Raw genomic sequence first — 13,047 nt, 5'->3', positions numbered from 1 at the left:
ACGCTTCGCCGAACCCGGGTCAGTCCGCGCGCGGCAGGGTGAGCACCACGCCGAACCCGGTCCGGTCCAGGCCCTCGCCCAGCGTCAGCCCGCCTCCGGCGTCGCGGACCAGGTCGGCGACGATCGCCAGCCCCATACCGGTCCCCTCGGTGTTCTGGTGTCGGGACGAACGCCAGAAACGGTCCAGGGCGGCCTCGCGCTCCTCCTCCGGAAGCCCCTCCCCGTCGTCGAGGACGCTGATCCGCGCGGGATCGCCCTCCTCGGCGCGCACCTCCACCCGGGTTCCGCCGGACAGGCGCAGGGCGTTGCTCACCAGCTCGTCGAGGATGCTGCCCAGGCCTCCGGCCGGCGCGAGGACCCGCATCCCCTCGGGAACGTCGACGGACACCGCCATTCCGCGTGCCCCGCCCAGGGCGCGCCAGCGCTCCACACGGCTCTCCAGCACCTCGGACACCTCCACCGCCTCGGTGCCGGTGACGCTCTCCAGGCGGGTCGCGGCCAGCAGGGAGTTGAGCATCCGGTGCATGGCCGTGGTCTCGTCCACGGCCACGGCGTGGGCCTCCCGGGCCTCCTCCGTGGTGAGGTGCGGCGCGAGGTTCTCGACCGCCAGGCGCAGGCTGGCCAGGGGGTTGCGCAACTGGTGGGAGGCCTCGGAGACGAAGGCACGCTGGCGTTCGAGCGCCCCGCTCACCACACCGACCATCGTGTTGAAGGACTCGGTGAGACGGCGCAGCTCCGGCGGACCGCGCTCGGCGTCCACCCGCACGTCCAGGTCCCCCGAGGCGACCGCGGTGGTGGCGGCGTCCAACCGTCCGATGGGCCGCAGGACCCAGCGCGACAGCGGCAGCGATGCGGTCACCAACAGCCCCAGGGGCACCAGGCTGAACAGGGCGAGCCAGCCCCAGGAGCCGAGGATGTCGGTGCCGAGGCGGTCGGTGGGGGCTGCCAGGATGACCGCCCCGGCCACCTCGCTGTCCCGACCGATGGGCTCGGCGATCACCAGGGGCGAGGAGTCCCAGGGCCGGACGGTGGTGGGCGGGGCCGGGCGCTCCCCGGCCAGGGCGACGGTGAGGGTCTCGGGCGAACCCAGTTCCGCGAGTACCGCGCGCTGGTGTGCCAGGCTTCCGGACCCGGCGATGATGTCCCTGTTGGGGGCGACCACGACCACCGGGATGCCGTAGAGCGCCTCGTACCGGTCCAGTTCCTGGACGAGCGCCTCCGGGCGATCGGTCTCCAGGGCGGTACGCGCCAGGGAGGCGAAGCGGCCCGCGTCCCCCAGGCGGTCGACGTAGACCTCCTGGGTCCGCTGTTGGGCGATGACCGTTCCCAGGGGGATGACCGCCGCGGCGACCAGGACGAACGCGGCGGGCAGCAGGATGGCGAGCAGTCTGCGGAGCAAGGCTCAGGCCCGGTCGAGGAGGTAGCCGACACCGCGCACGGTCCGGATCCGCACGGCGTGGCCGAGTTTGGCCCGCAGCGAGCCGATGTGGGTGTCCAGGGTCCTGGAGGAGGCCTCCCAGGCCGTGCCCCACACCTGGTCGAGGATCTGGTCGCGGGCGACGACCGACGGAGAGCGCGAGACCAGGAGGGAGAGCAGGTCGAACTCCTTGCGGGTCAGCTGGAGTTCCGTGTCGCCGACGCTGGCCGCTCGGGAGCCCGGGTCGACGGTGAGTTCACCGATCCGCAGGGGAGGTTCCTCGTCGGCGGCCTCGGCCCGCGCGGCCCGGGTGCGGCGCAGGACGGCGTCGATGCGGGCGAGGAGCTCGGCGACACCGAACGGTTTGACGACGTAGTCGTCGGCCCCGGCCCTGAGGCCGCGTACCCGGTCGCGTTCCTCACCCCGTGCGGTCACGGCGATGATGGCGGTCTGCGGGCGGTCGCGGAGCCTGCGGAGCAGGTCGATGCCGTCGGTGTCGGGAAGGCCGAGGTCGAGGAGGACGACGTCGGCGGACGGGGCGCTCAGGGCGCGTTCGGCGGTGGCGACCCTCTGGACCTCGAAGGACGCCGACCGGAGGGCGGTCACCAGACCGCGGGCGACACGGTCGTCGTCCTCGACCACGAGAATGCGCATGTCCAGCATGGTAGGCAGTGTTCGCCCCGGTCACGGCACACCGCCGGGGTGCGCCCCGCCTCCCGCCCGGGCCCCGACCCGCCGGCGGAACGGAGAATTCGGCCAGCTCCGGGCCTTGTCGGCCATTCCGGAGGCGCAATTGTATGCTCCGCGGTCGGGTGGCAGCGGCCGACACCTCCCCGACAATGGAAGGAAACTCCCCGGCCCCGGGGAGTTTCCGGGTAAAGCGGATTCTCCCTGGTGGGGAGTGGGGGAATTACCTCGCCCGCCCCGCGCCACCCGCACACGTGTGGCCGTGGTGCCCACAGGTACGGGCACTGCGGAACAGAAACCGGTGTGAGTGGTGTGGGGACGCCGATCACCCCGCCCCGGCACCGCCGAGGGGCGCATCATGCGCGCCACTTTATGCCCTGGTCCCGGAACGGAGGAGTCCGGACAACATGATCATCATCCCAGTGGGCATGTACAAGTCGGCCCCTGAAATCATCGGAATACATAAGCGAACCGGAGCCGACCGTCCTTTCGGGGCGGCTCGGGAAACGGAAGCAACCAATGGTGGAACTGGGAGAATCGAGGCCGCCGCGTGTGTAGGAACGACCAGCGAGGACAGAACGTGCGGGAGCGTCCGTGAAAGGGTTGGGACGGGAGCCCGGCCGGTGGCGCACGTCGAGCCACAGCAGCGGAGAAAGTGCGAGCTGCGTCGAGGTCATGCTGAGGCCGCCCCGGTGCGTCGGACTCCGGGACTCCACACACCGGGACCACGCGACTCTGGCCCTGCCCGCGCACCAGTGGGTCGCGCTGCTCCGGATCGCCGTGGACGCCTGACCGCGCGGTCCGGGGAGCGGGCAGCGCCTCCCCGGACCCCGGCGGTCACATCTGGGAGAGGTAGATGTCGGCGTCGCCGCGCACGGTCTTGCGGATGCTGAGCGTGGCGGGGTGATCCGGCCCCATGACCTCGCGGTAGCGGTCCTCCACGGCGACGAACTCGGCGTCGACGTCCTCGCCCTGGGCCCTGCGGTCCACGAGCAGGTTGCGCCGCGCCAGCAGGGTCATCGGATGCGACTCCCCCAGTTCCCTCGCGCAGCCGCGCAGCGCCTCCTCGTCCCTCTCCCTGGCACCGACCGCGTCCCCCGTGAGGAAGTGGTCGTTGGCCAGGTTCACCATGCAGGCGAGGCTGCTGGGATGGTGCGCGCCGACCCGGTCCAGGAACAGCTCCAGGGAACGCTCGTCCAGCTCGCGTGCCTCCCCCACCCGGCCGAGGTGACGCAGGACGATCGCCCTGTTGACGTCGGCCGCCCCGACGTAGGGGTGCCGCTCCCCCAGGAGCTTGACGTAGCGCTCGCCGGTGGTCTGGGCCAGCTCCAGCGCCTCGTCGTACTGGTGGACCGCGCTCAGCGACATGGAGTGCACGAGCGCCGCGTACATGGTCTCGTTGTCGTCCACGCCGTACTTGACCCGGAAGCGCTGCCAGACCCTCTCGGAGAGGGCGAGGGCCTCCCTGTGGTGGCCCACGCGTCGGCGCATGACGGCCAGGGTGCGTTGGTTGATGAGGACGTTGTTGTCGTCCTCGTCCCCGAGGAGTTCGATGACCCGGTCGACCTGGTTGGCCTGGACCTCCTCCGCCTCCCGGTACCGGCCCCTCTCCATCAGCGCCTCGGCGTAGCCGTTGTTGGTGCCCAGGGTGCGCGGGTGGTCGGGGCCGAAGACGGCCTCCAGCCGGGTCAGGGTGTCGCGGTACTGCTCGGTCGCGGCCTGGGGGTCACCGCTGAGCAGGAGGTTGAAGGCGCGGAAGTGCGCGGTGAGCAGGGTGTGCGGATCGTCCTCGCCGAAGAGGCGCACCCGGCGGTGGTAGGCGTCGGCGGCGGCGGTCAGCGAGTCCCGGAACCGGCCCACGAAACGCAGGGTGCGGATGTACTGGATCTCCGCCTCCAGGGTCTCGGGGTCCTCGGGGCTCTGCTCCTCCCGCAGGATCTCCAGCGTGGACCCGCACAGGTCGAGGGCCTGCTCCAGGTAGCCCTGTCCGCGCATGGCCGTGGAGACCTTCACGGCCATGCCCAGGGTCGCGGGGTGCCTCTCCCCCAGCTGCCGCCGCCACAACGTGTGGGCGATGTCGCCCAGCTGACGGGCCTCGTCGTACTCCTGGCGGGCCACCGCGATCCGGCACACCTGTCCCACCAGGTTGCGTGCCCAGGGGTCGGTGCAGTTCCACAGTTCGGAGGCCCACACGTGCGGCAACAGCTCCGTGTACCGGGCGAGGGAGTCCGCCCCCAGCACCTGGAGGTCGTTGCGGCCCAGCAGCTGGTGGGCACAGTGGCGCAGCTCCTCGCGCTCCTCCTCGCTCATCGGCGCCTGGACCGCGCGCTGCACCAGCCGGTGCAGGGAGAGGGTGTTGCGCTGGTGGTCGATGTGGGCGAGGCTGTTGCGCCCGATGTCGCGGATGGCCATGCCGAGCCGGGCGGGGTCCTCCAGGGCGCCGCGCAGCTCCGCCGGGCCCTCGATGCCCCGGGCGAAGTTGAACAGGGACCGCGGGATGGGCGCCGTCGCCATGAAGGAGCAGAGCTGGAGCAGCTGGAGCGCCGCGGGGTTGGTCGTGGCCAGGCGGTCCAGGGACACGTTCCACGCGGCGGCGACGGCCACCGGGTAGGAGCTGTCCACCGGACGCAGCAGTGCGAGCATCTCCTCGCTCTTCTCCGCGAACTGCCGCAGGTACTCCCGGGTGGCCATACCGCTCTCGTGCAGCCACACGGCGGCCTGGTTGAGCGCGAGCGGCAGATCGCCCAGCTCGCGCGCCAGCTCGTTGGCCTCCTCGCTGGTCAGCGACGCGGGACCGCGCCGCTTCAGCAGCTCGATGCTCTCGGACCGGTCGAACTCGCGGACGGAGAGGTAGGCGTCGCCGCCCCGCACCGTCCAGCTGGAGTCCCGAGAAGTGATGATCACGTGGCCCTCGCCCCCGACAGGAAGATACTGATCCAGTTCGGACCGGGCCTGCGCGTTGTCGAAGACGAGGAGCCAGCGCGGGTAGTCGGTGCCCTGACGCAGGGCCTCCAGCACGTTCTCCAACACGTGCCCGCTGCCCGCGCCCGCGCTGTCCAGCCTGAGCCGGGAGGCCAGTACCGAGAAGCTCTCGCGCAGCTGGTTGCCGTGGGCGGCGGGGATCCAGCAGATCAGGTCGTAGTCGGACGCGTACCGGTACAGGTACTCCTTCGCGAGTTCGGTCTTGCCGACCCCCGACATCCCGTTCAACGCGGTGATGACCTGCCGTCGTCCCATGACCAGCTGTGCCCTCAGCGCGGAGAGCAGTTCCTCGCGGCCCGTGAAGGCGTTGTTCCTGCGCGGAACCTGAACCCAGACCGCGTTGAGCGGTCGGCCACCCGCGGACGACCGGGCCGTACGATCGCTGTACACGTCACCAGAGTCCTGCATTCTATCCTCGATTGACGGTTTCGTGGCCATATGAGTTTCTTTCCCCGGCCGTTCGGAAAAGGGTGTTCTGTTCCGCGCCTTCCCGCCGTTGTTCTCGTCCACAAGCGCAGGTCCGGAAACCTGCGGCAATACTAGACCAGTGGAGGGCGGCCGTCTGATCTCCGGCGTTTCCTTCGCACCGCGAGTCCCCCGTGTCCCACCGATATCCGCGTACTCGCTGATGGGGTTCGCGTAATGCCGGGTGAGGGCCGCGCTCTCCACCGCGGGGAGCATGGAATTCGCCCAGTGGCGGGAGGCCCGCGTCCTTTTCGGCGCGTCGACGTTCTTGCCCCGCAGCATGAGGAGGAGGTCGTCGAACCAGGGATCCACCCGCCGCAGGCGCTCCGCCGCCAGGCCCAGCATCCGGCGGATGTCGGAGACCCGGCCGCCCAGCGACAGCAGTGCCCGCCTGACCCCCGGCTGGAAGTCCCACCGGACCGGACCGTCCGCGTCCCCCGCGCCGCCGTCCATCCGCACCAGGCCGCTGAAGAAGACCTCCGTCAGCTCCGAGGGCGTGGCGCGTCCCAGCACGTCCTCACAGACCGCCCCGACCAGGCGCGGGTCGAGCGGAACGGCGGCCAGGGCCACCGCCAGGTCGAACGCCTCGGGGCTGGCCAGCTGCCGGAACCGCCGAGCCTCCCGCTCCGCGTCGAAGGCCGTCGTCTCCTGGTCCGGCGCCCCGGGGAGGACGGGGGCCTCCCGTGCGGGGAACTCCGCGGTGTGCGCCCACAGTCGCCCGCGGCCCCGCCCCATCACGAAGGCCGCCCAGTCGTGGACCGTGCGCGGGTGCGGCGGCAGCACGGGGACGAGCACCCCCGGGACCCGTCCGTCCTCCTCCGCCACCGGGTCGGTGAGCGTCCGCTCCCGCACGTAACGGGTGTTCGCGGTACCGGGCCCGGCTCGCCAGGATGTGCCCAGCTCCATGGGAACGGTGGCGATCGCGCCGCGTCGCCACAGGCGGGGCCGGAGCAGGTGGAGGATCGCGACCGCGCCGCGGTCCGCGATCCCGGCGACCCAGTCCTGGAACCCCCGGTCGCGCCAGGCGCCGCCGAGCCCGTCGGTGAGGAACAGGACCGCGTGTACGCTCCCCCTCCCGCCGAGGCGTCCCGGCCGCCCGTGCTCGTCCCGCGGTCTCGGCCGACCGGTGCGGCCGGAGTCGAAGTACAGGGGCACGACCTCGCGGAAGATCCCGCTGGAGCGCGCGAGCCGGACGAACTCCCCGACCAGTCCGCGCTGGAAGACCATGGTGACGCCGTCGTCGACGAGGAGGGTGAGGTCGACCGCCCTCTCCCGGCCCGCGCGCAGTTCCGGCACCACCGGGACGCCGACGCTCCCGCGCTCGTCCTCGGCCCAGTGGAGGCTGTCCAGGAGCGAGCGGGCGTAGTTGCGCGCGGTGCCCTCGGGGTCGACCCGGTCCGGACGCCCCCGGACCTCCTTGAGGTTGAAGGGGCGCAGGGCGGTGACCAGCTCCTGGCGCCGGTCCAGGACCGGCTGGACGAGGCCGGGGGGTTCCACGGGCGGACGCCCCTCCGGCACGGTCTCCTCCGGCGGACCCGGGTCCGGCGGTCCCGGGTCCGGTGCCGGGGACGGCTCCGGGGCGCGTTCCCGGGGCGTGTGTCCGGCGCGGGGGGAGGCCACCTCCCGGAACCCGGACGGCGGGGGCGGGGAGGGCGCGGAATCGGGCGGTGGGCGCGATCCGTCGGGCTCCCCGGGCCCCGGAGCGTCGTTCCCCGGCACCGGGTGGTCGCGCCGCGCGGCCCCGGCGCGCTCCTGGAGGGCCGCGAGATGGACCGCGTCCGCCCACTCCATGGGCGTCAGGCCCCCGAGGGCACCGATCGTCCGGTCGCCGGAGTCCCGGGGGCGGTCGTCCCCCGGCTGCTCCCCGGAGCTCATCCCGGGGTTTCCGTGAGACGGTGCCAGAGCAGGTCGGAGAGGTGGCGGACCTGCTCCGGCCCGGGCTCCCCCCGCCCCATGGCACCGACCAGGTGCACGGCGTTGAGCAGCTGGTCCACGGCGAGACCGTCGCCGTCGGCGGTCCTCCTCAGGAACTCGGAGACCAGGGTCCGCGTACCGGCGGGCGCTTCGCCGTCGAAGTGCCCGGCCACGGCCGCCACCAGCTCCTCCTCGTCCGGCGGCCCCATCCGGACCGGGATGCACCGGCGCAGGAACGCGGGCGGCAGGTCCCTGTCGTCATTGCAGGTCACAACAGTGATCGGGAAGGACGAGCAGAGAACCTCGCCGTGCCTGACCGCCGCCGTACGGCCGGGATCGTCGGTGGCCACGCGGATCGTCCCGGCCACGTTGGCGAGCCTGCCCAGTTCGGGGATGCCGTAGCCGCCGTTCTCGAAGAGGTCGAGCAGGTCGCCGGGCAGGTCGTAGTCGCCGAGGTCGAAGTCGTCCACCAGCAGGACCCGGGGCAGCCGGGTGGGCAGGAAGGCGGTGCCCAGGGGGCCCAGGGTGAGGTAGCGGCCGATCGACTCGGCGCTGCTGCGCAGGTGCACGTCGGCCTCGGCGCCGTCGGACGCCGCGTACCGGCGGTCCCGGACGCCGAGGACCCGGTTCCGGGCGTTCTCCAGGTTGAGGTCGTGGATCTGGGTCAGGGGGTCGTAGGAGTACAGGCCGTCGCGCACGGTGCTCCGGCTGGTCACGGCCCAGCGCAGGACCCGGCCCAGACCCAGTTCACGGGCGATCTGGTGGGCGAGGCTGGACTTGCCGACCCCCGGCGGCCCGACCAGCAGCAGCGGTCGGCGCAGGCAGATGGCCGCGTTGGCCTTGTCCAGCAGGTGGCGTCGGTGCGGCCCCAGGGGGATCGGGAGGGCCCGGGGCAGGGCGGGGCCCAGGTGGCGTTCGCTCTCCGCCCCGGACTCCGCGGCGTCCCGCCCCGGGTCGTAGAGCACGGAGTCCGCGCCGGATCCGGCGGGGTCCCGTCCGCCGCCGTAGGTGCGCCACCGGGGAGGCGGGGGGAGCTGGGCGGTGAGGTCCAGGTGGGGGCGAGGCTGACCTGTGCCGTGGAAGATCCACCACTCCGGCGCGGAGTTGGTCGACCCGGGTTCGGCTGGTGTGGTCATGGCAGGCCCTTCGAGCCGCGCCCAAGGGGGGCTGTCGGATGCTGTGGGAGGGTCATCTGTCGGGGGGCGGGCAGAACCGGAAGGGAGTCGTGGTAGAAGACGGCGACCTCGAAGCTTTCTTCGATGTACCCGGTATCGTCCGGGGAAACGCATCCCGAACGGGATTGGTGGAGCGCCTTGGGGAGTGCCCGTATTCTGTCGGGCGACACCGCCACCTCTCGCCCCACCTTCCCCAGATTCAGCCACGGACTGATTCCCGGTCCATTGTTGGCGGAACGCCACACCACAACCGGAACCCCGATCGTGATCGCCGACCAGACCGGCATGTGGCAGTCGTCCAGATGCGAGGGGACGGAGAGGACGACGATCCTGTCGCTCTGGAGCCGCTCCGCCAGGGGCTCCCGGTAGGTTCGCCCGTCCCTGCGCGTCCGCTCCCCCGCGGCGTGCGCGGTGTCCAGGTGCAGGACCTCGCACGTGTCCTCGAGCCCCTCCCAGCGGCGGGCGCGGGTGCGCCGGGCCCGCTCGGTGTCCCCGCGCGCGGGGTCCACCAGCTCCTCGGCCCGGTAGACCACCTCGGCCCGGGCGCCCAGCCTCCGGCCGCCCTCCCCGGCCTCCTGCCATCGTTCGGCCTCCAGGCGGCGGAGCAGGTCCAGCCGTCCCACCAGTTCGACCCGCGTGCCCTCGTGGTGACCCGTGCGGCGGTCCACCTCCATGAGGGTGAGCAGGCCGCCGACGTGGTCGCCGATGCGCTCGGGGTCCACGTCCGCGGCGTGGCCGTGGTCGCAGAAGTCCGGCGCACGCCCCCGTCTCTCGCTGAGCAGCGTCCAGTACTCCACGTCGTAGCGGTCCCTGCTCCCCACCTGGGTGACGTGGACGACGAGCCGCGCGGGGGTCCGCGACGCCTGCGGCGCGGACGGGTCGTCGCGGCCCTCTCCGCTCCAGCGGGCGACCAGGTCGGCGCAGTCACGGAGGGGGACGGCGGCGGGGAGCAGCGCGCAGAACACCCGCAGCGGGATCTCGCCGCCCTCGGGCACGGACATCTCGGCCAGGTCCACGAGCAGGTCCCAGGCCGTGCGCGGCGGCGCCTCGGAGAGGGCGAAACGGTCGGGTCGGGCGGCCTCGAAGGCCCGGCCGACCGCGTCCGGGTGGTGTTCCCGCAGCTCCCGGCGGACGAGGCGGACGTCGTCGTCGGTGGTTCCGACGGGCAGGAGGTGGCACAGCTGCTCCCACTCCTCGGCGTGGAGCAGCGGCTCCGCGGCCCTGGCCACCTCCCGAGAGCTCCGGCCGCCCTCCTCCAGGTGGAGGATCCAGCGCACGAGGCAGCCGAGACGCACCTGATCCAGGCAGAGGCGGACCAGGTTCCGGGCGAACTCGACCGCCGAGCCCTCCATCCGCAGGTTCCGCCGTATCCGCGTCGGCAGTTGGTACACCAGCTGTTCGCGCGACCACGGGAGGAGGACGCACCGGATCTCGCACAGGGCGTCGACCAGTTCCTCCACCCCTCCGTCCGCGGAGACGGGCGGCCCGGGCCCTCCCGGCGGCGTCCTCTCCTCGACCGCGGCCGTCCCCTCCCTCACCCGGACGAGCTCCCCAGGAGCGGGGCCGCGGCCTCGCGGACCCGGATCATCCCCGCACTGCCGTCCTCCCGTTCGTCGAGGAGTCCGAGGACCTCACCGAGGAGGCCGTACTCCTCGTGCGCGAGGACGACCAGCTGTGTGGTGAAGGCCTGGAGGTCCTGGTCCGCGCGGAGTCTGCGGCGCAGACGGGGGTCGAGCGCGACGTAGAGGTCGAGGCGCAGATCGGGGAGGAGCAGGGTGCGCAGGTCCGTCATCGCCCTGGCGGTGCGTGTGAGCGCCTCCCGCCCACCGGCCGCCACCGCGTCCGCGCCGGTCCGCTCGGTCGGCCACACCCGGGGGATCGCCTCCATCGGAATCATCCAGCCAGCCCCGCCGCTCCCGGTCGCCTCGCAGAGCAGGCCGAGAAGGGCGTCCTCCCTCTCCTCTCGGACACCGCTGCCGCTGGAGCCCGGCAGGACGGTGAAACCCGCGTCGGAGTCGACGTCGATCTGGACGTAGCCGAAACGGCTGCCGCCCGTGCCCGTGATCCGGCCGGTCACCCAGAGGCCGGTCTCGGCGCGGGGAAAGCCGAGGACGCGGACGCGGTCCCCGACCCGGTGGCGTGCGGGGACGGCGGGACGCGCCGGGGCGGGGCGGTCCAGGCGCAGGACCGCCACGTCCCAGGGCGCGGAGGTCTCCCACCACCAGCCGTCGGCGGTGACCGTGGCGGTGGCCTCCCATCTCGGTCCGCCGCGCGGGGCGTCCAGGCGCAGGGTGCTCCCGGGTCCGGCCTCGTCGGCCCCGGACCCGGCCACGGCCTCACGGACGACGTGGGCGCAGGTGACCGCGTACTCGGCCGCGACCAGCACCGCTGATCCGTGGAGAGCCGTGCCGTGCCGGTCGGTGACGCGCAGTTGCCAGTCGGGGTCGAACGTACGGGGGGCCAGGTGGGACACGGTGCTCCCGTTCGGCGGGCGGGGCGCCCGGGACCGGGCCCCGGTGCGCGATCCCGCTCACTGTTTGCGGTGCACGTATTCTACCCATCATTCACAAAAGCCCCGGAGAGCGAAGGCAACGACACAAAGGTAAGCGGTGATGTTCTGTGCGAATAGTGAATAAAGATAATCAAGTAAAGGAAAGAGGTTCCTGGTGCCAGGCCGTCCGTTTCCGGCTACGGACGGCCCGACGCCCTGTTCAGGAGGCCGGTACGGGTTCAGGGGTCCGGCGTCGGGGGCGTCCCCACGGCATGAGGCGGTCCAGGGAGTAACGGCCGCCCGCGAAGCCGAGGGCCAGCGCGGTGACGCCGAGGACCATCGGGAACTCGAATCCGCCGACCAGCGGGTCGCCCATGTGGGCGAAGAAGTAGGCGCTGGTCATCATGAAGGCGAGAAGGAGTCCGGTCAGGGGCAGGGCGAGGCCGACGACGAGGGCCGCGCCCCCGCCCACCTCGATGAGGGCGCCCAGGAGGGCGGAGAACTGGGGAAAGGGGATCCCCATGGACGCGAAGCCCTGGGCGGTGCCCTCGAGGCCGGTCAGCTTCGGCCAGCCGTGGGCGATGAAGACGACGCCCACCGCCGCTCTCGCGAGCAGCGCGGTGACGTCTCCCGTCCGTGACATGAGCGGGTTCTCGGTCATAGCGGTTCCTGTTCTGTGAGCGGGTACCCCAGGAGGAGGTCGCGGCCTCGCCGCAAAGCTTGAGACTACAACCTTTTCCTGGGAAGGTACATGATAATACGCATCCGCCCAGACACATAGAGTGCCAAAACCGGAGATTTCTCCCACCAGACGTCCACCCTGGTGAGAGCGGATAACAGAATGTGGTTCAGTCCTGGCGCACGGTACCGTCCGACCCCGCGTACCGGGGTTCCCTTCCCTCCGGGTCGAGCACACCGAGCATGGTCTCCGCGACGTCGCGCAGTTGCGCGACCTGGTCGCCGGTGAGCGCGTCGAAGAGCACGCGCCGCACCTCGTGCACGTGCCCCGGAGCCGCCGCACGCAGCACGTCCATCCCCCTCGGCGTGAGCCCGGCGATCGTGGTGCGCCGGTTGTCCGGCCGCTTGAACCTGCAGATCAGCCCGTCCTCCTCCAGGCGCGCGGCGGCGTGCGAGAGGCGGCTGGCCGGGAAGTGCAGCATCCGGGCCAGCCGGGTCATCGTCAGCTCGTGCTCGGGCGCCTCGGACAGCTTCACGAGGATCTGGTAGTAGGCGTGGGGCATGCCGGAGTCCCGCCTGAGCTGCCGGTCCAGCGCCCCCTCCAGCAGGTTGACCGCGGACAGGAAGGCCCGCCAGGTCTGCTGCTCCCCCTCGTCGAGCCACCTCGTCTCGGCCATCGGGCCCGTGCCCCCAGGAACAACGTGAGAGTTCGACTGTGTTTCGGTCAAATATCCCATCTCCCGGTCACCGGAGGACGTCCATGGCACGGCGGTCGACGCGCATGCCGTCCCCGCACCTCGACCACGGGGCGCCGCTGGCGGACGGCACCGAGCGGAGCCGCCGGTTGGCCGACTGGTCTGGTGGTGTGGCCCGCACGACCGCGGTCCTCGCGGTCTCCGCGCGCTGGAGGGGCGCTCCGCCCACCGTCGGCGCCACGGCGGACGGAGCCCCTCTGACCTACGACTTCCGAGGTTCCCCGCAACGCTACTACGGAGTCCGCGTATCCCGTCCCGGGCGTGTCGACACCCGCCCGGGGCGTACGCGAACCCGCCACTGGTCCGGGTGGAGCCCGCGCGGAACCCGGCCCGTGTGTCGGTGCCGTCTGGAACACTCCCCCGCATGACGGACACACGAGCTCCCGCGGACGCCCGCACCGTGGAGGAACTGATCGCCTCGACCGGGCGGGCCAGATACCTGTGCTTCTGGGGCCACCAGCCGCCCGCCTCCGGAGGGGTGTC

The 13,047-nt window shown here is 72.2% G+C and carries 10 protein-coding genes; 1 reads left to right on the top strand and 9 read right to left on the bottom strand.

Annotation, left to right across the window (positions count from 1 at the left end):
* Positions 1-19 precede the first annotated feature (19 nt).
* Positions 20-1,399: a sensor histidine kinase gene (locus D455_RS0112910; protein WP_017571140.1), complete on the bottom strand. Its 1,380-nt coding sequence runs from the start codon at positions 1,397-1,399 to the stop codon at positions 20-22.
* A 3-nt stretch (positions 1,400-1,402) separates the two neighbouring features.
* Positions 1,403-2,080, bottom strand: coding sequence for a response regulator transcription factor (locus tag D455_RS0112905; protein ID WP_017571139.1), 678 nt, complete (start codon positions 2,078-2,080; stop codon positions 1,403-1,405).
* Positions 2,081-2,698: 618 nt separating this feature from the next.
* On the opposite strand from D455_RS0112905, the gene D455_RS35900 reads away from it, so the two are divergent.
* A complete protein-coding gene (locus D455_RS35900; protein WP_026122581.1) occupies positions 2,699-2,896 on the top strand; it encodes a DUF397 domain-containing protein in 198 nt (65 codons plus the stop codon).
* A 45-nt stretch (positions 2,897-2,941) separates the two neighbouring features.
* Here D455_RS35900 and fxsT read toward each other — a convergent pair whose 3' ends face one another.
* The 7 genes from fxsT to D455_RS33740 form a co-directional block, all read right to left on the bottom strand.
* Positions 2,942-7,426, bottom strand: a complete 4,485-nt coding sequence (gene fxsT / locus D455_RS0112890; protein ID WP_017571137.1) for an FxSxx-COOH system tetratricopeptide repeat protein — start codon at positions 7,424-7,426, stop codon at positions 2,942-2,944.
* On the bottom strand, positions 7,423-8,601 hold the full coding sequence (locus D455_RS0112885) for an AAA family ATPase (RefSeq protein WP_017571136.1): 1,179 nt from the start codon (positions 8,599-8,601) through the stop codon (positions 7,423-7,425). The genes fxsT and D455_RS0112885 overlap by 4 nt, the downstream gene beginning before the upstream one ends.
* Positions 8,598-10,178 (bottom strand): effector-associated domain 2-containing protein, encoded by a 1,581-nt coding sequence (locus tag D455_RS0112880; RefSeq protein ID WP_241480241.1) that lies wholly within the window; start codon positions 10,176-10,178, stop codon positions 8,598-8,600. Before D455_RS0112880 ends, D455_RS0112885 begins: the two co-directional genes overlap by 4 nt.
* A complete protein-coding gene (locus D455_RS0112875) occupies positions 10,175-11,113 on the bottom strand; it encodes a trypsin-like serine peptidase (RefSeq protein WP_026122580.1) in 939 nt (312 codons plus the stop codon). Before D455_RS0112875 ends, D455_RS0112880 begins: the two co-directional genes overlap by 4 nt.
* A gap of 238 nt (positions 11,114-11,351) precedes the next feature.
* On the bottom strand, positions 11,352-11,792 hold the full coding sequence (locus D455_RS0112870; RefSeq protein ID WP_017571134.1) for a DoxX family protein: 441 nt from the start codon (positions 11,790-11,792) through the stop codon (positions 11,352-11,354).
* A gap of 187 nt (positions 11,793-11,979) precedes the next feature.
* Positions 11,980-12,486 (bottom strand): MarR family winged helix-turn-helix transcriptional regulator, encoded by a 507-nt coding sequence (locus D455_RS0112865; protein ID WP_017571133.1) that lies wholly within the window; start codon positions 12,484-12,486, stop codon positions 11,980-11,982.
* Positions 12,487-12,553: 67 nt separating this feature from the next.
* A complete protein-coding gene (locus tag D455_RS33740; protein WP_017571132.1) occupies positions 12,554-12,745 on the bottom strand; it encodes a hypothetical protein in 192 nt (63 codons plus the stop codon).
* Positions 12,746-13,047: the final 302 nt, after the last annotated feature.

It is taken from the genome of Nocardiopsis halotolerans DSM 44410 (assembly GCF_000341065.1).
Classification (GTDB): Bacteria; Actinomycetota; Actinomycetes; order Streptosporangiales; family Streptosporangiaceae; genus Nocardiopsis; species Nocardiopsis halotolerans.
Note: the sequence above shows the minus strand (reverse complement) of the source record. Positions and strands in the feature narration are given on the sequence as shown.